At 71.2% G+C, this 20,348-nt stretch carries 24 protein-coding genes and 1 tRNA gene; 16 read left to right on the top strand and 9 right to left on the bottom strand.

The window, feature by feature from the left end; translation table 11 throughout:
* The first annotated feature begins 45 nt into the window (after positions 1 to 45).
* The gene (locus EI169_RS10055) at positions 46 to 867 is read left to right on the top strand and encodes a VOC family protein (protein WP_125132199.1); all 822 of its coding nucleotides are present in this window, start codon (positions 46 to 48) and stop codon (positions 865 to 867) included.
* 21 nt (positions 868 to 888) lie between these two features.
* Here the strand turns inward: EI169_RS10055 and EI169_RS10050 are convergent, their stop codons facing one another.
* The 4 genes from EI169_RS10050 to EI169_RS10035 are packed head-to-tail and all read right to left on the bottom strand — an operon-like array spanning position 889 to position 3,570.
* Positions 889 to 1,215: a hypothetical protein gene (locus tag EI169_RS10050; protein ID WP_125132198.1), complete on the bottom strand. Its 327-nt coding sequence runs from the start codon at positions 1,213 to 1,215 to the stop codon at positions 889 to 891.
* Complete coding sequence (locus EI169_RS10045) at positions 1,212 to 2,171, bottom strand: DUF5996 family protein (protein WP_240640398.1); 960 nt, start codon at positions 2,169 to 2,171, stop codon at positions 1,212 to 1,214. The genes EI169_RS10050 and EI169_RS10045 overlap by 4 nt, the downstream gene beginning before the upstream one ends.
* Positions 2,156 to 2,737, bottom strand: coding sequence for a hypothetical protein (locus EI169_RS10040; protein WP_125132197.1), 582 nt, complete (start codon positions 2,735 to 2,737; stop codon positions 2,156 to 2,158). Before EI169_RS10040 ends, EI169_RS10045 begins: the two co-directional genes overlap by 16 nt.
* Positions 2,734 to 3,570, bottom strand: coding sequence for an inositol monophosphatase family protein (locus EI169_RS10035; RefSeq protein WP_240640397.1), 837 nt, complete (start codon positions 3,568 to 3,570; stop codon positions 2,734 to 2,736). Before EI169_RS10035 ends, EI169_RS10040 begins: the two co-directional genes overlap by 4 nt.
* A gap of 105 nt (positions 3,571 to 3,675) precedes the next feature.
* Between EI169_RS10035 and EI169_RS10030 the strand changes: the two genes are divergently transcribed.
* Positions 3,676 to 3,751, top strand: a tRNA-Lys gene (locus tag EI169_RS10030).
* A 58-nt stretch (positions 3,752 to 3,809) separates the two neighbouring features.
* On the opposite strand, the gene EI169_RS10025 is transcribed toward EI169_RS10030, so the two are convergent.
* A complete protein-coding gene (locus EI169_RS10025; RefSeq protein ID WP_125132196.1) occupies positions 3,810 to 4,169 on the bottom strand; it encodes a hypothetical protein in 360 nt (119 codons plus the stop codon).
* A 103-nt stretch (positions 4,170 to 4,272) separates the two neighbouring features.
* Between EI169_RS10025 and EI169_RS10020 the strand changes: the two genes are divergently transcribed.
* The 3 genes from EI169_RS10020 to EI169_RS10010 are packed head-to-tail and all read left to right on the top strand — an operon-like array spanning position 4,273 to position 5,152.
* On the top strand, positions 4,273 to 4,716 hold the full coding sequence (locus EI169_RS10020; protein ID WP_164515481.1) for a MarR family transcriptional regulator: 444 nt from the start codon (positions 4,273 to 4,275) through the stop codon (positions 4,714 to 4,716).
* Positions 4,713 to 4,904, top strand: coding sequence for a hypothetical protein (locus EI169_RS10015; RefSeq protein ID WP_125132194.1), 192 nt, complete (start codon positions 4,713 to 4,715; stop codon positions 4,902 to 4,904). Before EI169_RS10020 ends, EI169_RS10015 begins: the two co-directional genes overlap by 4 nt.
* Positions 4,901 to 5,152 carry a TfoX/Sxy family DNA transformation protein gene (locus tag EI169_RS10010; RefSeq protein ID WP_125132193.1) on the top strand — a complete coding sequence of 84 codons (252 nt, stop codon included), beginning with the start codon at positions 4,901 to 4,903 and terminating at the stop codon, positions 5,150 to 5,152. The genes EI169_RS10015 and EI169_RS10010 overlap by 4 nt, the downstream gene beginning before the upstream one ends.
* A 2-nt stretch (positions 5,153 to 5,154) precedes the next feature.
* Here EI169_RS10010 and EI169_RS10005 read toward each other — a convergent pair whose 3' ends face one another.
* On the bottom strand, positions 5,155 to 6,381 hold the full coding sequence (locus EI169_RS10005) for an MFS transporter (protein WP_125132192.1): 1,227 nt from the start codon (positions 6,379 to 6,381) through the stop codon (positions 5,155 to 5,157).
* Positions 6,378 to 6,809 (bottom strand): MarR family transcriptional regulator, encoded by a 432-nt coding sequence (locus tag EI169_RS10000; RefSeq protein ID WP_125132191.1) that lies wholly within the window; start codon positions 6,807 to 6,809, stop codon positions 6,378 to 6,380. The genes EI169_RS10005 and EI169_RS10000 overlap by 4 nt, the downstream gene beginning before the upstream one ends.
* A 76-nt stretch (positions 6,810 to 6,885) precedes the next feature.
* On the opposite strand from EI169_RS10000, the gene EI169_RS09995 reads away from it, so the two are divergent.
* A complete protein-coding gene (locus EI169_RS09995) occupies positions 6,886 to 7,536 on the top strand; it encodes a LysE family translocator (RefSeq protein ID WP_125133419.1) in 651 nt (216 codons plus the stop codon).
* 30 nt (positions 7,537 to 7,566) lie between these two features.
* Here EI169_RS09995 and EI169_RS09990 read toward each other — a convergent pair whose 3' ends face one another.
* Complete coding sequence (locus tag EI169_RS09990) at positions 7,567 to 7,824, bottom strand: hypothetical protein (RefSeq protein ID WP_125132190.1); 258 nt, start codon at positions 7,822 to 7,824, stop codon at positions 7,567 to 7,569.
* Between the two features lie 115 nt (positions 7,825 to 7,939).
* Between EI169_RS09990 and otsA the strand changes: the two genes are divergently transcribed.
* The 9 genes from otsA to serA all read left to right on the top strand — a co-directional run bounded on the left by otsA (position 7,940) and on the right by serA (position 18,155).
* On the top strand, positions 7,940 to 9,367 hold the full coding sequence (gene otsA / locus EI169_RS09985) for an alpha,alpha-trehalose-phosphate synthase (UDP-forming) (RefSeq protein ID WP_125132189.1): 1,428 nt from the start codon (positions 7,940 to 7,942) through the stop codon (positions 9,365 to 9,367).
* A complete protein-coding gene (gene otsB / locus EI169_RS09980; protein ID WP_125132188.1) occupies positions 9,364 to 10,161 on the top strand; it encodes a trehalose-phosphatase in 798 nt (265 codons plus the stop codon). The genes otsA and otsB overlap by 4 nt, the downstream gene beginning before the upstream one ends.
* Before the next feature lie 9 nt (positions 10,162 to 10,170).
* Complete coding sequence (gene ilvD / locus EI169_RS09975; protein ID WP_125132187.1) at positions 10,171 to 11,892, top strand: dihydroxy-acid dehydratase; 1,722 nt, start codon at positions 10,171 to 10,173, stop codon at positions 11,890 to 11,892.
* A 39-nt stretch (positions 11,893 to 11,931) separates the two neighbouring features.
* The gene (locus EI169_RS09970) at positions 11,932 to 13,737 is read left to right on the top strand and encodes an acetolactate synthase large subunit (protein ID WP_125132186.1); all 1,806 of its coding nucleotides are present in this window, start codon (positions 11,932 to 11,934) and stop codon (positions 13,735 to 13,737) included.
* A gap of 1 nt (position 13,738) precedes the next feature.
* Positions 13,739 to 14,248, top strand: a complete 510-nt coding sequence (gene ilvN / locus EI169_RS09965; protein WP_125132185.1) for an acetolactate synthase small subunit — start codon at positions 13,739 to 13,741, stop codon at positions 14,246 to 14,248.
* Between the two features lie 29 nt (positions 14,249 to 14,277).
* Positions 14,278 to 15,303: a ketol-acid reductoisomerase gene (ilvC, locus tag EI169_RS09960; RefSeq protein WP_125132184.1), complete on the top strand. Its 1,026-nt coding sequence runs from the start codon at positions 14,278 to 14,280 to the stop codon at positions 15,301 to 15,303.
* A 269-nt stretch (positions 15,304 to 15,572) separates the two neighbouring features.
* Complete coding sequence (locus EI169_RS09955; protein ID WP_125132183.1) at positions 15,573 to 16,085, top strand: DNA polymerase III subunit gamma/tau; 513 nt, start codon at positions 15,573 to 15,575, stop codon at positions 16,083 to 16,085.
* A complete protein-coding gene (locus tag EI169_RS09950; protein WP_125132182.1) occupies positions 16,082 to 16,435 on the top strand; it encodes a bacitracin resistance protein in 354 nt (117 codons plus the stop codon). Before EI169_RS09955 ends, EI169_RS09950 begins: the two co-directional genes overlap by 4 nt.
* 118 nt (positions 16,436 to 16,553) lie before the next feature.
* Entirely contained in the window at positions 16,554 to 18,155 is a 1,602-nt protein-coding gene (serA, locus tag EI169_RS09945) for a phosphoglycerate dehydrogenase (protein WP_125132181.1), read from the top strand.
* Positions 18,156 to 18,174: 19 nt separating this feature from the next.
* Here the strand turns inward: serA and EI169_RS09940 are convergent, their stop codons facing one another.
* Entirely contained in the window at positions 18,175 to 18,723 is a 549-nt protein-coding gene (locus EI169_RS09940) for a TetR/AcrR family transcriptional regulator (RefSeq protein WP_125132180.1), read from the bottom strand.
* Between the two features lie 94 nt (positions 18,724 to 18,817).
* On the opposite strand from EI169_RS09940, the gene EI169_RS09935 reads away from it, so the two are divergent.
* Entirely contained in the window at positions 18,818 to 20,341 is a 1,524-nt protein-coding gene (locus EI169_RS09935; protein ID WP_164515531.1) for an MFS transporter, read from the top strand.
* Positions 20,342 to 20,348: the final 7 nt, after the last annotated feature.

The following is a 20,348-nucleotide window of genomic DNA, read 5'->3' as shown; positions in this document are numbered from 1 at the left end:
TGAAGGGACTTCTCCGTGTCGGTGGGCGGCGCTAGCTTCACCGACATGTCAGAACCGCGTCGTTACCCCGAGGGCGTCCCGTGCTGGGTCGACCTCGCCACGCCCGACAGCGAAGCCTCGCAGTCCTTTTACGGCGGACTGTTCGGCTGGCAGTTCCACGACGCGATGCCGCCGGGTGCGCCCGGTTCGTACGTCATCGCCACGCTGGATGGTCAGGATGCAGCCGCGATCGCGCCGGCCGCCGACTCCACCGCGTCGTGGATGAGCTACATCGCGTGCGACGACGTCGACGCGAGCGCGAGGATCGTGGCCGAAGCGGGCGCCGAGGTGGTCGAAGGTCCCGAAGACGCCGGTCCCGGCGGACGCCTCGCGACCGTCCGCGATCCGCAGGGAGCGGTCTTCCGGCTGTGGCAGGCAAAGCGCCGACTCGGTGCGCAGATCGTCAACCAGCCCAACGCGTGGGCGTTCACCGATCTGCACACCCACAACGGCGAGGCCGCCCTGCGCTTCTACGGGGAGGTGTTCGCCTGGGTCGTCGACCCCGACGTGGGCGCCGGGATGATCCGGCTGCCCGGCTACGGCGATCGTCTCGCCGCCACGGCCGACCCCGAGATCTTCGAGAGACAGCGCGGCAAGGCGCCCGAGGGCTTCGCCGACGTCGTGGCCGCGCTGGCCGAAGACGGCACCACACCCGCCCGCTGGGGTGTGCGCTTCGTCGTGACAGATCTCGACGCATCCGTCGCCGACGCCGAGAAGCTCGGCGGTGCGGTGCGCGATACCACCTCGTCGCAGTACACCCGCGAGGCGACGATCGCAGACCCGCAGGGTGCGACCTTCGTGCTCAGCCAGGTCACCCTGCCGGACTGACCAGGGGCCGACGCAGCGGCGTCACGCCCTGCTGCGGCGGTCGCGGTCGATGACCTCACGCATCTCGAGCAGTGCGACGCCGTCGATCGCGGGGTCGGTGACGATGTACGCCTCGTAGCCCACGAGCCACAGCGCCGCCGTCCCGCTCGGGTCGGTGGCGATCCGCACGGGCGCCGCCGTCGTGCGGCGCAGCGTAGCGGCCGGCAGGATGAACAGACCTGCCGACGGCACGCTCACCGCGAGCGCCGCGTGCCGGTCGCTGCGGGGGAGTCCGCGTCGCTCGCGCCAGGTCGCGTCGCGGACGACGACTCCCGCAACCCGCGTCAGCGCCGCGGCAGATTCCGTCACTTCGCGCCGGCCGTCGGCGCGCGCAGCGGATCGGTGGCGCCGTCCACGCACGCATAGCGGTCGATGTCCCACCCTGCCCGCTCGGCGCCCGCGCGGTACGCCGCTTCGAAGAAGTCGAGGACCGCGACGCGCGGGTCGCCGGATGCCTGCGCCACCGCGAGCGGGTACACCGCGAGGTGCGACGATCCACGCTCGAGCCACGCCGCGCCCACGGGAAGCGGCGCTTGCGCCAGCCGGTCCGGCTCCGGCGACGTGTACGAGTAGAACGCGGGCTCGGGCACGCTTTGGTCGCCGAACCAGAACCCGAAGCTGATCACCTCGCGCGAATAGGCCTCGCGCGTGACGCCGTCGACCGCGGGCGTGTGATCGACCGCGACGTCGGAGAACCGTGTCGCGGCGATATCGAACGTGTGCCAGAAATGATGCACCGGGCTGGTCTTGCCCGAGAAGCGCCCGCAGAACTCCTCGAGCACGAGATTCGCGTCGCTGAGCATCCGGAAGGCCGTCGTCGCCGCTGCGGGATCGTACGCGGCGTGCTCGTGATCGTCGGCGAAGCGCCGCGCGCGATCCGGCAGGTCGAAAGGCGTCGCATCCAGGATCGGTGCGGGATCGACGCCCACGTCGCTCAGCGACTGGACGAGTGCGGCGTGGAAGTCGGCGACGGAGCGCCCGACGAGGGAGAAGGACGAACGCGCACCGCCGGTCGTGCCGACGTGCAGCCGGTGGTCGATGTAATCGAAGTCGACGGTGAAGGTCGGATGCGTGCCCATCGGTCGCGTCGTGATCCCCGACGCCGTCAGGTGGAAGGGGACGTTCCACCAGTGATTGCGCCGTGCGCTCAGCGCGAGGCGGAGCTTCCCGACCACCTGGACGAAGCGGTGCAGGGTCTCCTTGGTCGGCTCCCAGTCCCGGTACGCGACCGAGTCGCCGAACAGGTCGCTCACTTCGGCGGCCACTCGATGAGGATGAGACCCTGCTTGGTGTCGGAGACCTTCACGAATCCGTCGCCGAAGAAGTAGGTGAAGCCGTAGCCGTCCTCGTCGGTCGCGATCGCCGACTCGGCGCTCTCGGTGACATAGACCCCGCCGTTACCCTCTTCGCGGCGCCATCCCTCCGAGACGAGCTGCTGCTCGGCGGCCTCGGCGTCGGAATCGTCGATCGGCGCCCAGCCGAAGACCTGGACATGGTCGGTCGCCACCGTGTAGTCGCCCCACGTGCACTGGATGCCGCCGGGCACCTCGGTGCCACCGATGCGGAAGACGTCTGCCTGCGCGGTCCAGCCCACCTGCTCGAAGTCGGCGACCGTGTCTTCGGGGAGGATCGTCTCGCACGCGGGGTCGGCGTCGGGCGTCGCCGTCGTGCGCGTGGGGGAGGGCGCCGGCGACGTCGCGACCGCGGTCGGCGGGGCGAGTGTCGTCGGAACCGTATCCGGCTTGTTCTCCGCACCGCACGCGGCGAGGGTCAGCGCGAGCGCCGGCGCGAGGGCCGCCGCGGCGATCAGCGTCGAGTGTCGGCGGTTCATCGCGCGGCCTCCTGGGCGTCGGCTTCCTGCAGCAGGGAGAGGAAGGCATCATGCAACAGACCGTTGGTCGCGAGCGATGAGCCCGCCGTGAGGCTCGCGCTGCCGTCGTAGGCGCTGAACCGCCCACCAGCCTCCGTCACGATCGGCGCGATGGCCGCGATGTCGTACTCCTTGACGTCGAACTCGGCGACGAGTTCGAGGCGGCCTTCCGCGAGCCACATGTACGGCAGTGCGTCGCCGTAGCCCCGGTCGCGCCACACGCGTCGTGACAGTTCCAGGAGTGCGGGCAGGTGGCCGGCGCCCTCCCACTGCTCGATGCTCTGGAAGCTCACGCTCGCCCGGTCGAGCTCTGCCACGTCGGACACGCGGATGCGGCGGCGGCCCGCGGGGGAGTCGGTCCACGCGCCGGCGCCCTCGGCCGCCCACCATCGGCGCCCGAGCGCGGGCTGGCTCACGACCCCGACGACCGGTGCGCCGTCGACGGTGAGCGCGATGAGCGTCGCCCACACCGGGATGCCGCGCAGATAGTTGTGGGTGCCGTCGATCGGATCGATCACCCAACGGCGAGCACTGCCTCCGGATGATCCGTACTCCTCGCCGAGCACGGCGTCGTCGGGTCGCTCCGCGTCCAGGATCGCGCGGATCGCGCGCTCGGTGGCGAGGTCGGCCTCGGTGACGAAGGACGCGTCGGGCTTGGCCGAGACGTCGAGGTCGGCGGCATCGAAACGCGCCATGGAGACGGCGTCCGCGGCATCTGCCAGTCGCAGTGCCAGCGCGAGATCGTCGGCGTAGCGGCTCTCGGACGCGGCGCGCGACGGGTCTGCGGGGGGCACGGGTCCAGGATACCGGGACGTCGCGGCCCGATTCGCGGCGGCGACGTCAAGGATGGTAACGTGGACCCTCGGTTCGCCGGGTCTGTCCCGACCAGCCGAAAGCCTGCACCTCTAGCTCAATCGGCAGAGCAACTGACTCTTAATCAGTGGGTTCTGGGTTCGAGTCCCAGGGGGTGCACCAGCACCGAAACGCCCCGGCCGGACATGATCCGCGGGGCGTTTCGCATGGTCGGATCAGGTCACCCCGGACGGCCGGGCGACTCACGTCTCGGGAGACCCGTGCGGGGGTCCAGCCCCGCCTCCCACCGTCGTCGCTGCTCCTCGGGCGTGACCGTGGAGCCGTAGTCCGCACGCAGCGGCGCCGTCATCTCGGGAGTCTCGAGCTGACGGTGGCACCAGTCCTCGGCCTCCGCGTACGTCTCCAGCCACGCGAGCGGACGGCGGTGCGCGCGCTCGAGCGCGTGCCGGTCGATGCGGTACCGCATGAGCGTCTCGCCGGTGGGGCGGTGCACCGCCGGACCGTAGACGATGAGGAACCGGGGCTGCATCGCACCGCTCAGCACGAGCCACGAATGCGTCGCCACGTGGATCACGCGCACGGAGACCGCTTCCTCTCTCCGGCCGGGACCCGAGCATAGATTCAGGCTCTGACGTTCGTCAGCGTGCGTGCATCGGGAATATTATGTGACACATAATAAATTCGTGAACGAACCCCAGCCCGAAGCCGTCGACGCCATCCGAGCGTGGTATCGACTGCAGCGGGCCACCCAGGCGCTGGGGGCGCACATCCGATCTCAGCTCGGGCTGACGGGTGAGCAGCTGGCGCTCCTGCGCATCATCGGCGAGCGCGACGCGTGGCCGCTCGCGCAGCTGCGAAGCCGGCTCGACATGCATCCGGCCACCTTGGGGCAGTCGCTGGCGCGACTGGAGGAGCGCGGACTTGTCGATGTGAGCGTGGACACCTCCGATCGGCGTCGCAGGACGATCGCGTTGCGAGCGGAGGGTCTGGCCGTCCTCTCGCAGGCGCCCCATGCCGGACCCGGAACACTGCGGGCTCAGCGTCATGAGCCAGAGCGTCTTCGTCGCCTGGCGGATGCGTTCGACGACGCCGTCGTCCTGTTCGGACTCGAGGAATGGGCATCGTGATGAGGATTCTCGGCTTCGACAAGCTGCTCCGACGCGCCGCCGAGAGCCTCCCGCTCGCGAGCCTCGCGCCGCCGTTCCCCGTGCGCACGGGCTGGGCGGTGGAGTACGCCGACGCGTGGGGCAACGTGATCGGCCTGACGGATGACACGCGAGCGCCGGCGCTCGCGCGGACCGAGGAGGAACCGTGACCGCCCTGGAGGATGCCGAGAACATCGGACCTGCCCTCGCCGCCGACCTCAGGGGTGTGGGGATCGGCGACCTGGAGGGCCTTCGCCGCCTGGGTGCGCTGGATGCGGCGCGGCGGCTGGAGGCGGCAGGCCGACGCGATTGCGCCCACACGTATCTCGCCCTGGAAGGCGCGCTCGCCGGCATCCGTTGGACGCAGATGCCGGCGGAGCGTCGCGCCCACCTGGCCGAGCGCTGGCGAGCGCGCTGAAGTCAGGCCGCGTCGCCCACGAGGACCGCGGCGCCCTCTTCCGCTGCATCCGCGTCGCGGCCGTCGATGCGGCCCAGGGCGCGGCGGCCGAGTGCGATCACGGCGGCGGCGATCAGCACGGATGCGGCGGCCACGACGTAGGGCACCGTGACGTCGAAGGCGTGCCACAGCAGGGCCGCCAGCGGCGGCGCGGCGGCACCGCCGAGGAAGCGGACCGCGGAGTACGCTGAGCTCGCGACCGAGCGCGGGAGGTCGGTGGCCTCCATGACCGACTCGGTGAGGATCGTGTTCATGAGGCCGAGGAGCAGGCCGCCGACGATGATGCACACGACGAGCGCGGCGGGGGAGCCCGCGACGAAACCGGCCACCACGAGGTCCACGGCGAGCACGGGCAGGACGATGAGCATCGCGGTCGTGCGGTTCACGCGCCGCAGGAGCAGCGGCGCGCCCCACACGCTCGTGATCGCCAGGGCGATGCCCCAGCCGAAGAACGTGAATCCGATGCCGAGGGCGCCGAAGCCGAGCGGGAAGGGGGAGAACGCCAGCAGCACGAAGAAGCCGATGTTGTAGAACAGCGCGGCGACGGCGAGCACGGCCAGGGCCGGCCGGCCGAGCGCGCGGAAGGGCGCGGAGAACGCGAAGCGCGCGCGGGCCTCGCGCGGGCCGCGCAGCAGCACCGCGACGCCGATGAATGCGATGGCCATGAGAGCGACGACGCCGAAGAACGGCCCCCGCCAGCTGACCTCGCCGAGGATGCCGCCGAGCAGCGGGCCGATCGCGATGCCGAGGCCCAGGGCGGCTTCGTACAGCATGATCGCCGCGGCGCTGCCGCCGGAGGCTGCGCCGACGATCGTCGCGAGCGCGGTGGAGATGAACAGCGCATTGCCGAGCCCCCATCCGGCGCGGAAGCCGATGACGGCGTCGACCGAGCCGCTGAGGGCGCACAGCAGGGAGAACACGAGCACGAGTGCGAGGCCCGCCATGAGCGTGGCCTTGGCGCCGATGCGGCTGGACACCCAGCTCGTCACGAGCATCGCGGCGCCGGTGACGAGCAGGTAGCTCGTGAAGAGCAGCTCGGTCTCGGTGGGGGAGGCCTGCAGCGACTCGGCGATCGCGGGGAGGATCGGATCGACCAGACCGATGCCCATGAACGCCACGACGCACGCGAACGCCACGGCCCACACCTGGGCGGGCTGACGCCAGACGCTCGCGGTGGGTGCGCCGCTCATCGCACGACCTCCGGAATGCGGGTCGCCGCGTCGAGGGCGTCGGCGGCGGTCGCGATGGCCGCCCACCCGGCGTCGTCGAGGTCGGTGAAGTGCGGGGCGAGCGCACCGCGCAGCTGGTCGAGCCATACGTCCAGCGCATCGATGCCGGCGTCGGTGATCCCGACGATCTGCACGCGGGCGTCGCTCGGGTCGGCGTCGCGCGAGACGAGCCCCGCGCTCACCATCTGCCCGATGAGGCGGGTCATGCCCGGCTGGCTCACACGGCTGATCGTGGCGAGCTCGCCCAGGCGCTGCGGGCCGTGCTCGCGGAGGATGCGCAGCGTGCGCCACTGCGCGGAGGGCGCTTCGTTCCGCGTCTCGTTCGCGGCCACGCGGGTGAGCGCGTGCGCCGCGACCACGAGCCGCAGGAGGTCGTCTTCACGGGTCATGGAGAAAAGCATACCAGCGATATATAGCTAAGGTATGGGTGTGCGGCGCTCCGTCCGGGAGGCGCTGAGCGCCCGGATGCGGCATGATGCGGTCGTGCCCTCGCCCGAACTGCTCGCCGCGTTCCTCGCGACGTCGCTCGTGATCATCGTGATCCCGGGCCCGAGCGTCCTCTTCGTCATCGGCCGCTCGATCGCGCTCGGCCGCCGGGCGGGGGTGCTGAGCGTCGTCGGCAATGCCCTCGGCACGATCCCGGCCGTCGTCGCGGTCGCCCTCGGCGTGGGCGCGATCGTGGCGTCGTCGATCGTGGCCCTCACCATCGTCAAGATCGCCGGAGCGCTGTACCTGGTGTGGCTGGGCGTGCAGGCGATCCGCCATCGCCACGCCGCCGCATCCGTCGGAGACGTCGCCCCGGGCTCGACGTGGCGGCTGCTCGGTCAGGGATTCCTCGTGGGCCTCACGAACCCCAAGACCATCGCCTTCTTCGTCGCCGTGCTCCCGCAGTTCGTCGCCACCGACGCCGGCCCGGTGTGGCTGCAGCTGCTCGTGCTCGGGATGGTCTTCGAGGCGCTCGCGCTGCTCAGCGACAGCGTGTGGGCGCTCGCCGTGGGCACCGCACGTGCCTGGTTCGCGCGGTCACCGCGTCGCGTGTCGGCGCTGTCGGCAACCGGCGGCGCCATGATGATCGGTCTGGGCGGCGTCCTCGCCGTCGGCGGCGCGCACACGTGATGCGCCGCGGGGGAAGGGCGCCTTCGGCCGTCAGCGGCGGCGGACGCGGCTGCGGACGAGCTTCTTCTCCTTGCCCGACACCGGGGAGTCTCCCGGCACGGTGTGACCGCGGCGGGCCCGACGCGTGTCGCGCACGGCGCCGATCGCCAGGGCCAGCGAGATCGCCCAGCTCGCCCAAGCGAGGGCCGTGCGCCACGTGAAGGGCTCGTGGTTGCGCAGACTGCGCAGCAGCGTCGCGCCGCCCGAGATCGCCGTGATGAGACCCGTGCCGAAGAGGTATCTGCGCATGTGCCCACGCTAGCGGGGCGCCAAGGGTAGCGCGGTCGGGCTTGACACGGCACCGGCCCCGACGAGCCGCGACGCCGCTGTTAGCCTGAAACGAACCCCCATCCGAGGAGCCCCCGTGTCCCAGGCCGAGTTCGTGGTCGTCGCCAATCGCCTCCCCGTCGATCGCGTCGCGGACGCCGAGGGCGACGACGCATGGCGCCGGTCGCCGGGCGGTCTCGTCACCGCTCTCGAGCCGGTCATGCGCAAGGCCGACGGGGCGTGGGTCGGGTGGGCGGGGCGCCCCGGACTCGAGCTCGAGCCGTTCGAGTTCGACGGCATGCACCTCGTCCCGGTGCCGCTGAGCGCCGACGAGGTGCAGGACTACTACGAGGGCTTCTCCAACGACACCATCTGGCCGCTCTACCACGACGTGATCGCGGCTCCCCGCTTCAAGCGGCAGTGGTGGGACGCGTACGTCGCGGTGAACCAGCGGTTCGCGGATGCAGCGGCGAAGGCGGCGGCCGACAACGCGATCGTGTGGGTGCAGGACTACCAGCTCCAGCTCGTCCCGCGAATGCTGCGCCAGGCGCGCCCCGACCTGACGATCGGCTATTTCCACCACATCCCGTTCCCGGCATACGGCCTGTACTCGCAGCTGCCGTGGCGCCGGCAGGTGCTCGAGGGACTCCTGGGCGCCGACGTCATCGGCTTCCAGCGCGTGGCCGACGCGGGCAACTTCGCCCGCGCCGTGCGGCGCCAGCTGCGGTACGAGACGAAGGCGTCGGGCATCGCCGTCCCCGACGGGGAGGGCGGCACGCGCACGGCCCTGGCGAAGGCCTTCCCCATCTCGATCGACGCCGACTCGTACATCGAGCTCGCCCAGCGCCCCGAGATCCAGGCCCGCGCGGCCGAGATCCGCGAGAGCCTCGGGAACCCGTCGAAGATCCTCCTCGGGGTCGACCGTCTCGACTACACCAAGGGCATCCGCCATCGCATGAAGGCCTTCGGGGAGCTGCTTCAAGACGGCCGCGTGTCGGTCGACGACGTCACCCTCGTGCAGGTCGCCAGTCCCTCCCGCGAGCGGGTCGACGCGTACGTGCAGCTGCGCGACGAGATCGAGCTCACCGTCGGCCGCATCAACGGCGACTACGACACGATGGGGCACACCGCGATCCGCTACCTCCATCAGGCCTACCCGCGCGAGGAGATGGTGGCGCTGTACCTCGCCGCCGACGTCATGCTCGTCACCGCGCTGCGCGACGGCATGAACCTCGTCGCGAAAGAGTACGTCGCGAGCCGGGTCGACAACCGCGGCGTGCTGGTCCTGAGCGAGTTCGCCGGCGCGGCCGACGAGCTCGGCAGCGCGATCCTCGTGAACCCCCATGACATCGACGGACTGAAGGACGCCATCATGCGCGCGATCGAGATGCCGGGCAGCGAGCAGGGCCGGCGGATGCGGGCGCTGCGCCGACGCGTCCGCGAGCACGACGTGGAGGACTGGTCGCAGGACTTCCTCGACGCCCTGGCCGTGTTCCACCGCGGTGCGACTGCGGTGACCGCATGAGTGCCGAGGACACCACGACCGTCGCCGAGGACGTCCTCGAGCCGCTGGCCCGCACGCCCCACCTGCTCGTCGCCCTCGACTTCGACGGCACGCTCTCGCCGCTGCAGAAGGACGCGATGGCGGCACGGATGCTCCCGGCCGCACGCCGCGCGGTCGACGCGCTCGCCGCCCTGCCCGACACGACGGTCGCCCTCGTGTCGGGGCGCAGCCTCGTCGACCTGCGGCTCATCGCGGAGCACGGCGACGACTCGCGCCTGTGGCTCGCGGGCTCGCACGGCGTGGAGTTCTGGGAGCCGGGTGCGGGTGAGATCGAGGCCGACGAGGACACGGAGGAGGTCGCCCTCCGCGACGACCTGCGCCGTCGCGCCGAAGCCGCCGTCGCGCACCTCGATGGCGTGTGGATCGAGCCCAAGACGTTCGGCGTCGGCGTCCACACCCGGGGGACGCCGGACGCGGTCGCCGCCGAGGCCAACCGCCTCGTCGACGAGCTCGTCACGAGCGAGGCGCCGACGTGGCGCCGGCGCACCGGCCACAGCATCCTCGAGTTCTCGTTCCGGCACGAAGGCAAGGACACGGCGGTGCGCACGCTCCGCGAACGCACCGGCGCGACCGCCGTGCTCTTCGCCGGCGACGACGTCACCGACGAGGACGCGATGCGCACGCTCGGGGCAGGCGACCTCGGGGTGCGCGTCGGGCCGGGGGAGACCGCCGCATCCGTCACCGTGGCCGACATCCCGGCGCTGGCCGACCTCCTCGCCCTCCTCGCGCAGATGAGGGGCGCGCGCCCGGAATAGACTTCGAGCATGTCCCAGGCCGAGCGCACCACCGACACCACCACGCCCGACATCAAGCCGCGCAGCCGCGTCGTCACCGACGGCATCGAGGCCACGACCTCCCGCGGCATGCTTCGGGCGGTCGGCATGGGCGACGAGGACTGGGACAAGCCCCAGATCGGCATCGCGTCGAGCTGGAACGAGATCACCCCGTGCAACCTGAGCCTCGACCGGCTCGCGCAGGGCGCCAAGGAGGGCGTGCACGCCGGCGGCGGATACCCGCTGCAGTTCGGCACGATCTCGGTGTCCGACGGCATCTCCATGGGACACGAGGGCATGCACTTCTCGCTCGTCTCGCGCGAGGTCATCGCTGACTCGGTCGAGACCGTCATGATGGCCGAGCGCCTCGACGGCTCGGTGCTGCTGGCCGGATGCGACAAGTCGATCCCGGGCATGCTCATGGCCAGCGCCCGCCTCGACCTGTCGAGCGTCTTCCTGTACGCCGGATCGATCGCGCCCGGCTGGGTCAAGCTCAGCGACGGCACCGAGAAGGACGTCACCATCATCGACTCGTTCGAGGCGGTCGGCGCGTGCCTGGCCGGCAAGATGAGCGAGGCCGACCTCAAGCGCATCGAATGCGCGATCGCCCCCGGTGAGGGCGCCTGCGGCGGCATGTACACCGCCAACACGATGGCCTCCGTCGCCGAGGCGCTCGGGCTGAGCCTCCCCGGCTCCGCCGCGCCGCCGTCGGCCGACCGCCGCCGCGACTACTTCGCGCACCGATCGGGCGAGGCCGTCGTGAACCTCCTGCGCCTGGGGATCACGACCCGCGACATCCTCACGAAGGAGGCGTTCGAGAACGCCATCGCGCTGGCCATGGCCCTCGGCGGCTCGACCAACGTCGTCCTGCACCTGCTCGCGATCGCGAACGAGGCCGAGGTCGAGCTCGACCTGCACGACTTCAACCGCATCGGCGACCGCACGCCGCACGTGGCCGACATGAAGCCGTTCGGCCAGTACGTCATGAACGACGTCGACCGTCACGGCGGCATCCCCGTGATCATGAAGGCCATGCTCGACGAGGGGCTCCTCCACGGCGACGCGCTCACCGTCACCGGCAAGACGCTCGCCGAGAACCTCGCCGACCTCGACCCGGACCCGGTCGACGGCAAGGTCATCCACTCGTTCGACGACCCGATCCACGCCACCGGCGGCATCACCATCCTGCACGGCTCGATGGCGCCCGAGGGAGCCGTGGTCAAGTCGGCCGGCTTCGACGGCAACGTCTTCGAAGGCCCCGCGCGCGTGTTCGAACGCGAGCGCGCCGCGATGGACGCCCTCGAGGCGGGGGAGATCGCCGCCGGCGACGTCGTCGTCATCCGCTACGAGGGCCCCAAGGGCGGCCCCGGCATGCGCGAGATGCTCGCCATCACCGCCGCCATCAAGGGCGCGGGGCTCGGAAAAGATGTACTACTCTTGACGGACGGTCGATTCTCCGGCGGCACAACCGGCCTGTGCATCGGCCACATAGCTCCCGAAGCGGTGGACGCCGGTCCGATCGCCTTCGTGCGCGATGGTGATCTGATACGGGTCGATATCGCCGCTCGCACTCTCGACCTGATCGTCGACGACGCCGAGCTGGCTTCCCGCCGCGACGGCTGGGAGCCCCTTCCTCCGCGCTATACCCGTGGCGTCCTGGCCAAGTACTCCAAGCTCGTGCGCTCCGCCGCTGAGGGCGCAGTCACGGGCTGACGGCCGCTCCTTTTCGCACTCTCGTCTCGAGGTCCCACCATGTCCACCGACACCGCTCCGGCCGTCCCCCGGCCACCCGCTCGCACCGCGCCGACGCCCGTGCTCACGGGCGCGGAAGCGGTCGTCCGCTCGCTCGATCTGCTCGGCGTCACCGACGTCTTCGGCCTGCCCGGCGGGGCGATCATGCCCGTCTACGACCCGCTCATGGACGATGAGCGCGTCCGCCACATCCTGGTGCGCCACGAGCAGGGAGCCGGCCATGCGGCCGAGGGCTACGCCGCCGCATCCGGACGCACCGGCGTGGCGATCGCGACGTCGGGCCCGGGGGCGACCAACCTCGTCACCGCGATCGCCGACGCCTACATGGACTCCGTGCCGCTCGTGTGCATCACGGGTCAGGTCTTCTCGACGCTCATGGGCACCGACGCGTTCCAGGAGGCCGACATCGTCGGCATCACGATGCCGATCACGAAGCACTCGTTCCTCGTGAAGAACGCCGAGGACATCCCCGGCGCGATCGCGGCGGCGTTCGAGATCGCCTCGACCGGCCGCCCCGGCCCCGTGCTCGTGGACATCACGAAGGACGCGCAGCAGAACGAGGCGCCCTTCGTGTGGCCGCCCAAGATCGACCTGCCCGGCTACCGGCCGGTGACGAAGGCGCACGGCAAGCAGATCCAGGCCGCCGCGCAGCTCATCGCGGCGGCGAAGAAGCCCGTCCTCTACGTCGGCGGCGGCGTCATCCGCTCGCGCGCGTCCGCGGAGCTCAAGGAGCTCGCCGAGGCCACCGGCGCCCCGCTCGTGACGACGCTCATGGCGCGCGGCGCGTTCCCCGACTCGCACCCGCAGCACCTCGGCATGCCCGGCATGCACGGCACCGTGCCCGCCGTGCTGGCGCTCCAGGAGAGCGACCTCATCGTGTCGCTGGGCGCGCGCTTCGACGACCGCGTGACCGGCAAGGCGTCGCTGTTCGCGCCGAACGCGCAGGTCGTGCACGTCGACATCGATCCGGCGGAGATCTCCAAGATCCGCACCGCCGACGTGCCGATCGTGGGCGACCTCCGCGAGGTGCTCGTCGACCTGCGCGACGCGTTCGCGGATGCGGTGAAGCAGACCACGCCCGACATCGACGAGTGGTGGTCGTTCCTCAACGGCCTGCGCGAGGAGTTCCCGCTCGGCTACACGCCGACCAGCGACGGCCTCCTCTCGCCGCAGTCCGTGATCCAGCGCATCGGCGAGCTGAGCGGCCCCGAGGCGGTGTACGCCGCGGGCGTCGGCCAGCACCAGATGTGGGCCGCGCAGTTCATCAAGTACGAGCGGCCGAATTCGTGGCTGAACTCCGGCGGCGCCGGCACGATGGGGTACGCCGTGCCCGCGGCCATGGGGGCGAAGGTCGCCCAGCCCGAGCGCACGGTGTGGGCGATCGACGGCGACGGCTGCTTCCAGATGACCAACCAGGAGCTCGCCACCTGCGTCATCAACGACATCCCGATCAAGGTCGCGATCATCAACAACTCCTCGCTCGGCATGGTGCGCCAGTGGCAGACGCTGTTCTTCGACGGCCGCCACTCGAACACCGACCTGAACACGGGCCACGGCACGCGCCGCATCCCCGACTTCGTCAAGCTCGCCGAAGCGTACGGGTGCCTCGCGATCCGCGTGGAGAAGGAGGAGGAGGTCGACGCGGCCATCCAGCTCGCGCTCGACACCAACGACCGCCCCGTCGTGATCGACTTCGTCGTGAGCGCCGACGCCATGGTGTGGCCGATGGTGCCCCAGGGCGTCAGCAACAGCTACGTCCAGTACGCCCGCGACCACGCGCCCGCCTTCGCCGAACAGGAGGACTGACATGTCCCGGCATGTGCTGAGCCTCCTCGTGGAGGACAAACCCGGTCTGCTGACCCGCGTGGCGGGGCTCTTCGCCCGCCGCGGCTTCAACATCGAGTCCCTCGCCGTGGGCGTGACCGAGGTCCCCGGCCTCTCGCGCATCACGGTCGTCGTCGACGTCGAGGGCCTCCCGCTCGAGCAGGTGACGAAGCAGCTGAACAAGCTGATCAACGTCATCAAGATCGTCGAACTCGACCCCGCGGCATCCGTGCAGCGCGAGCACATGCTGGTCAAGGTGCGCGCCGACAACGCGTCGCGCTCGCACGTGCTCGAGGTCGTGAACCTGTTCCGCGCGTCGGTCGTGGACTACGCCCCCGACGCGCTGGTGGTCGAGATCACCGGCGACAAGGGCAAGGTCGACGCCTTCCTGAAGGCCGTGGAGCCCTTCGGCATCCGGGAACTCGCCCAATCCGGCCTCGTCGCGATCGGTCGCGGCGGCAAGAGCATCACCGAGCGCGTCCTGCGCGGCTGATCATCACCCTGACAAGGAGAAACACCCAAATGGCAGAGATCTTCTACGACGACGATGCCGACCTCTCGATCATCCAGAGCAAGAAGGTCGCGATCGTCGGATATGGATCGCAGGGTCACGCGCACGCGCAGAACCTCCGCGACTCCGGCGTCGAGGTGGCGATCGCGCTGAAGGACGGCTCGAAGTCGGCCGCCAAGGCGCAGGAGGACGGCTTCGAGGTGAAGTCGGTCGCCGACGCCACCGAGTGGGCCGACCTCATCATGATCCTCGCGCCCGACCAGCACCAGCGCGGCATCTACAGCGAGTCGATCAAGGAGCGCCTGACCCCGGGCAAGACGCTCGCGTTCGCGCACGGGTTCAACATCCGCTTCGGCTACATCGACGCGCCCGAGGGCGTCGACGTGATCCTCGTCGCCCCGAAGGCCCCCGGCCACACCGTGCGCCGCGAGTTCGTCGCGGGCCGCGGCATCCCCGACATCATCGCGGTCGAACGCGACGCGTCGGGCCAGGCCTGGGCGACCGCGCTGTCGTACGCGAAGGCGATCGGCGGCACGCGCGCCGGCGTCATCAAGACGACGTTCACCGAGGAGACCGAGACCGACCTCTTCGGCGAGCAGGCGGTGCTGTGCGGTGGCATGAGCCACCTCGTGCAGTACGGCTTCGAGACGCTGACCGAGGCCGGCTACCAGCCCGAGATCGCGTACTTCGAGGTGCTGCACGAGCTCAAGCTCATCGTCGACCTCATGTGGGAGGGCGGCATCGCCAAGCAGCGCTGGTCGATCTCCGACACCGCCGAGTACGGCGACTACGTCTCCGGCCCGCGCGTGATCTCGCCCGAGGTGAAGGAGAACATGAAGGCCGTGCTCGCCGACATCCAGTCCGGCGCCTTCGCGCAGCGCTTCATCGCCGACCAGGACGCCGGTGCGCCCGAGTTCCTCGCGCTGCGCGAGAAGGAGCAGGGTCACCCGATCGAGGCCACGGGCAAGGAGCTGCGCGCCCTGTTCGCGTGGAAGCAGACCGACTCCGACTACGTCGAGGGCTCGGCCGCGCGCTGACTTCTTCGCGTCGAACGGCGGATGCCCCGGACCCCTGCGGCCCGGGGCATCCGCCGTCTCCGTCCGCGCACGACGGTCAGGTTCGTTTCTCAGGAATCCGGGGTCGGCCTCCGCCTCACCCGCAGGATCCCGCTGGCCGCGCGGGATCTCCTGAGAAACGGATGCGCGGGGGCGGGAGTCGACGCGTCGTCCCCCCAGCCGCGGTCCGAGAGAAACGGACGGGAGGGAGCGGTATGGGCCTTCGGGGAGCGCCGGTTTAGGGTGGGGGAGTGAGCACTCCCCGGGACGACGACGCGCTGTCGTGGGACGGCGACGACGACCCGACGCTCGATCCGGGCAAGGCCGAGAACGCACCGCGACCGGATGCGGCGCCCCGCCGCCCCGCGCAGCGCGACGCCGCAGCCCCGGCAAGGCCGCTGCCGACCGGCTTCACGGCCGTGGGCAAGGGGAGCGAGCGCGTCGCGCCGCCGTCGCCGGCGCCCGAGCCGCTCGGCAACGCTGCGCTCGTCGGCATCGGCATGATCGCGGCGGCCTTCATCCTGTTCTCCGTCGGCTGGCTCATCGTGAGCGTCCGGCTGCAGGCGGTCGCCGACGCCCTGCCGGTCGCCGCACCGATCCTCGTCACGCTGACCCTGGCCGCCGCGGCGGCCCCGCTGGTGTGGTTCGGCACGGTCTACGCCCTGACCCGCCGCTCCCGCACGTGGGTGCGGTTCGCGTGGCTCGTCGTCGGAGTCGTGCTGCTCGTGCCGTGGCCGTTCCTCGGAACGGGGTCGTTCGCATGACCGCCGCCGCATCCGCCCGCGCCGCCCGGCAGCCGGCGCGCCCCGTGTGGGTGACCGTCGCCGTCGCCGGCGGCTTCGGGCTGTTCTACGCCTTCGTCGTGTGGAGCGCCGTCGACCTGCTCGTGCGCCAGGCCTCCGGACCGCTCGGCCTCAGCGCCCTCGGCTGGTTCGTGCACGCGCTGCCGATCCTGTTCCCGCTCGTCGCGTTCGGCATCGCCTTCGCGCTCGGGTGGCGCCGGCCCACCGGCGCGTTCGCGCTGATCCTGCTGACCGGGCTCGCCCTGTCGGCCGTGTTCTGGGTGAACATCCTGTCGTACGCGCTGACGTCGTACGCGCTGTACGGCGGCTGACCCCCGGCGTCACACGGTCAGGACGCCCTCGCGGGCCGCGCTAGGCTGGCCGAGGCCCGCCCCCTCGGTGTGTGGCGGGGCATCCGACCACCCGTGCGCCCGCCCGAAGGATCCATCCGTGACGAAGCCCGTCGTCCTCATCGCCGAAGAACTCTCCCCCGCGACGATCGAGGCCCTCGGCCCCGACTTCGACGTCCGTTCCGTCGACGGCACCGACCGTCCGGCGCTGCTGGCCGCCCTCGCCGACGCGCACGCCGTACTCGTGCGCTCGGCGACGAAGATCGACGCCGAAGCCCTCGCGGCGGCCCCGTCGCTGAAGGTCGTCGCCCGTGCGGGCGTCGGACTCGACAATGTCGACATCAAGGCAGCGACCGCTGCGGGCGTCATGGTCGTCAACGCGCCGACCTCGAACATCGTGTCGGCGGCCGAGCTCACGATCGGCCACATCCTGAGCCTCGCGCGGCACATCCCGGCCGCGCACGCGTCGCTCGCGGCGGGGCAGTGGAAGCGCAGCGCCTTCACCGGCACCGAGCTGTTCGAGAAGACGGTGGGCATCGTCGGCCTCGGCCGCATCGGCGCCCTCATCGCCGCGCGCCTGCAGGCCTTCGACATGCGCGTCGTCGCCTACGACCCGTACGTCACGGCCACGCGCGCGCAACAGCTGGGCGTGACGCTCCTGTCGCTCGACGACCTCCTCGCGCAGGTCGACTTCCTCACGATCCACATGCCGAAGACGCCCGAGACCACGGGCATGATCGGCATCGACCAGCTCCGCCGGATGAAGCGCACGGCGTTCGTCGTGAACGTCGCCCGCGGCGGTCTCATCGACGAGGACGCGCTGTACAAGGCGCTCACCACCGGCGAGATCGCCGGTGCCGGACTCGATGTCTTCAGCACCGAGCCGCCCGCAGAGGGCGGCCCGGCTCGGCGCCTCCTCGACCTGCCGAACGTCGTCGTGACCCCGCACCTGGGCGCGAGCACCGAGGAGGCGCAGGAGAAGGCCGGCGTGTCCGTCGCCCGGTCCGTCAAGCTTGCCCTCGAGGGCGACCTGGTGCCGGATGCGGTCAACGTGGCCGGCGGCGTCATCGACCCGTTCGTGCGCCCCGGCATCGGTCTCGTCGAGAAGCTCGGGCAGTTCTTCAGCGGCCTGGCCCCGAGCGCCCTGACGAGCCTCGACATCGAGGTGCGCGGCGAGCTGGCCGCGTACGACGTGAGCGTCTACAAGCTCGCCGCGCTCAAGGGCATCTTCAGCCGCATCGTGAGCGAGACGGTCTCGTACGTCAACGCGCCGCTGTTCGCCGAGCAGCGCGGCGTCGAGACGCGCCTCATCGTCGAGGCGGAGAGCCCCCTCTACCGCAACATCACGATCCTGCGCGGCACGCTCGCCGACGGGTCGGTGCTCACCGTCGCCGGCACGCTCGCCGGCACCCGCATGGTGCCGAAGGTCGTCGAGATCGACGGCTACGACATCGAGGTGCCGCTCGAGCAGCACCACGTCGTCATGCGCTACGCCGACCGCCCGGGCATCGTGGCGATCTACGGCCAGAAGCTCGGCGACGCCGACATCAACATCGCGGGACTCCAGGTGGCGCCGGATGACGCCGGCCGCGCACTGTCGGTGCTCACCGTGGACTCGCGCGTGCCGGACGCGCTGCTCGCGGAGATGCGCGACGCCGTGGGCGCCGACCTGTTCCGTCAGATCGAGATCACCGAGGACTGACCGGGCGCAGCACCCGCCGTCACTCCGGCTGGCTCACCTCGCGCACCCGCGCGATGAGCGCGTCCAGGCGCTCGGGCGTGGGCTCCGGCCCCGGGACGGAGCCGATCGTCAGCGCGCTGTTGAAGTAGAGCCCGTCGCTCACGAGCATCACGAGCTGCAGCGCGGTCTCGTCGCGCGTGTCGGGCCGGACCGCGTCCTCCCACAGCTCGCGGAGGCGCCGCAGCGCCGCGACGGCGGGAGCGCTGCCGTTCTGCGCGAGACGCGAGACGGCGACGATCGCGTTGTCGAGCGGCGAGCCGGTGTTCATCGACGTGCGCATGAAGGCGGCGACGCGGCCCTCGGGCGCGTCCGCGAGGTGCGCGACATCGTCGACGGCGAGTGTCTCCATGCGCTCGATGAGGCCTGCGACGAGGGCGTCCTTCGAGGCGAAGTGGTAGAGCAGGCCGCCCTTCGACACGCCCGCGGCGCGGGCCGTCGCCTCCATCGTCGCCGCGCGTTCGCCGTCGTCGATGAGGATGCGAGCGAACGCGTCGAGCACGCTCTCTCGGGCGCGCGGGGGTCGGCTCATGGGCTCGATCGTACTGGCGGGGGACTGTCCGCCCGTGTTACTATACCGGCTGGACGGTTTAGTAAAGAAGGCACGGCGAGAGATGTTGAACACGATGGCCCCGACGGCGACCCTGCCCACCGTGCGCGCGGACTGGCGCGGGTGGACGGCGCTCGCCGTCCTGATGCTGCCCGTGCTCCTGGTGTCCGTCGACAACACCGTGCTGAGCTTCGCGCTGCCGGAGATCGCGCTCGCCCTCGAACCGTCGAGCATCGAGCAGCTGTGGATCATCGACGCCTACCCGCTCGTCCTCGCGAGCCTCCTCGTGACGATGGGCACCCTCGGCGACCGCTTCGGGCGTCGCCGGATGCTGCTGATCGGCGCGACGGGCTTCGGCGTCGTCTCGGCCCTCGCCGCCTTCGCACCCACCGCGGGTCTCCTCATCGCCGCACGGGCGCTCATGGGCGTGTTCGGGGCGATGCTCATGCCCTCCACCCTGTCGTCGCTGCGCGCGATCTTCCGCGACCGCGACCAGCGCCGAATCGCGATCGCGATCTGGGCGGCGGGCTTCTCCGCCGGCTCCGCCCTCGGCCCGATCGTCGGCGGGCTGCTCCTCGAGCACTTCGCGTGGGGCTCGGTGTTCCTCCTCGCCGTGCCGGTGCTCGTGCCGCTCCTCATCCTCGCGCCCCTCCTCGTGCCCGAGAGCCGCGACCCCGCGCCGGGGCGCGTGGACCTCACGAGCATCCTGCTCTCGCTCGCGACGATGGTGCCGATCGTCTATGGCATCAAGGAGCTCGCGGTGAACGGCCCGGCCGGCGCATCGCTCGTGCTCTTCGTCGTCGGCGCCGTCTTCGGGGCGCTCTTCGTGCGGCGCCAGCTGCATCTGGATGCGCCCATGCTCGACATGTCGCTGTTCCGCCGCGGCACGTTCTCCGGCGCGATCGCCGTGAATCTCCTCAGCGTCATCGGACTCGTCGGGTTCCTGTACTTCGTCGCGCAGCACCTGCAGCTGGTCGTGGGGCTCACGCCCCTGCAGGCCGGGCTCGTGCTCGTGCCGGGGCTCGTGGCGATGATCGTGTCAGGCCTGGTCGTCGTGTGGTTCGCGCGGCGCTTCCCGGCGCGCGTGATCGTGCCGGTCGCCCTCGTCTTCTCGATCGGCGCCTACGTGCTCGTCGCGTTCGCCACCGCCGAGCTGCCGCTGCTGATCGCGGCGTTCGTGGCGCTGGGCGTCGGCATCGGCGCGGCTGAGACCGTGTCGAACGAACTCATCCTCTCCAGCGCCCCCGCGGCGAAGGCCGGCGCCGCCAGCGCCGTGTCCGAGACCGCGTACGAGCTCGGCGCGGTCCTGGGCACCGCGATCCTCGGCGGCATCCTCACGGCGCTGTACCGCGCGAACCTCGTGCTCCCCGCGGGCGTGCCGGATGCGGCGGCCGAGGCCGCGCGCGAGACGCTCGCCGGCGCCGTGGCGGTCTCCGATGCGCTGCCGGCCGCGGTCGGCGCGGCTCTGCGGGACGCGGCGGCGCACGCGTTCGACTCCGGCGTCGTCGTCACCGCGCTCATCGGCGCCGCCCTCATCGTGCTGGCCGCCGTCATCGCGGCCACTAGCCTGGGAGGGTCACGCGGCGCGTCGACGAAGTGACGCGCCC

Source organism: Microbacterium sp. 10M-3C3 (assembly GCF_003931875.1).
GTDB lineage: Bacteria > Actinomycetota > Actinomycetes > Actinomycetales > Microbacteriaceae > Microbacterium.
This window is presented reverse-complemented; position numbering and strand designations above follow the sequence as displayed.

Coding starts and splice junctions, on each gene's coding strand:
- EI169_RS10055 (WP_125132199.1), top strand. CDS start 46: ATGTCAGAACCGCGTCGTTACCCCGAGGGCGTCCCGTGCTGGGTCGAC.
- EI169_RS10040 (WP_125132197.1), bottom strand. CDS start 2,737: ATGAACCGCCGACACTCGACGCTGATCGCCGCGGCGGCCCTCGCGCCG.
- EI169_RS10005 (WP_125132192.1), bottom strand. CDS start 6,381: ATGAGCGGCGCACCCACCGCGAGCGTCTGGCGTCAGCCCGCCCAGGTG.
- EI169_RS10000 (WP_125132191.1), bottom strand. CDS start 6,809: ATGACCCGTGAAGACGACCTCCTGCGGCTCGTGGTCGCGGCGCACGCG.
- EI169_RS09995 (WP_125133419.1), top strand. CDS start 6,886: ATGCGGCATGATGCGGTCGTGCCCTCGCCCGAACTGCTCGCCGCGTTC.
- EI169_RS09990 (WP_125132190.1), bottom strand. CDS start 7,824: ATGCGCAGATACCTCTTCGGCACGGGTCTCATCACGGCGATCTCGGGC.
- otsB (WP_125132188.1), top strand. CDS start 9,364: ATGAGTGCCGAGGACACCACGACCGTCGCCGAGGACGTCCTCGAGCCG.
- ilvD (WP_125132187.1), top strand. CDS start 10,171: ATGTCCCAGGCCGAGCGCACCACCGACACCACCACGCCCGACATCAAG.
- EI169_RS09970 (WP_125132186.1), top strand. CDS start 11,932: ATGTCCACCGACACCGCTCCGGCCGTCCCCCGGCCACCCGCTCGCACC.
- ilvN (WP_125132185.1), top strand. CDS start 13,739: ATGTCCCGGCATGTGCTGAGCCTCCTCGTGGAGGACAAACCCGGTCTG.
- ilvC (WP_125132184.1), top strand. CDS start 14,278: ATGGCAGAGATCTTCTACGACGACGATGCCGACCTCTCGATCATCCAG.
- EI169_RS09950 (WP_125132182.1), top strand. CDS start 16,082: ATGACCGCCGCCGCATCCGCCCGCGCCGCCCGGCAGCCGGCGCGCCCC.
- EI169_RS09940 (WP_125132180.1), bottom strand. CDS start 18,723: ATGAGCCGACCCCCGCGCGCCCGAGAGAGCGTGCTCGACGCGTTCGCT.
- EI169_RS09935 (WP_164515531.1), top strand. CDS start 18,818: ATGGCCCCGACGGCGACCCTGCCCACCGTGCGCGCGGACTGGCGCGGG.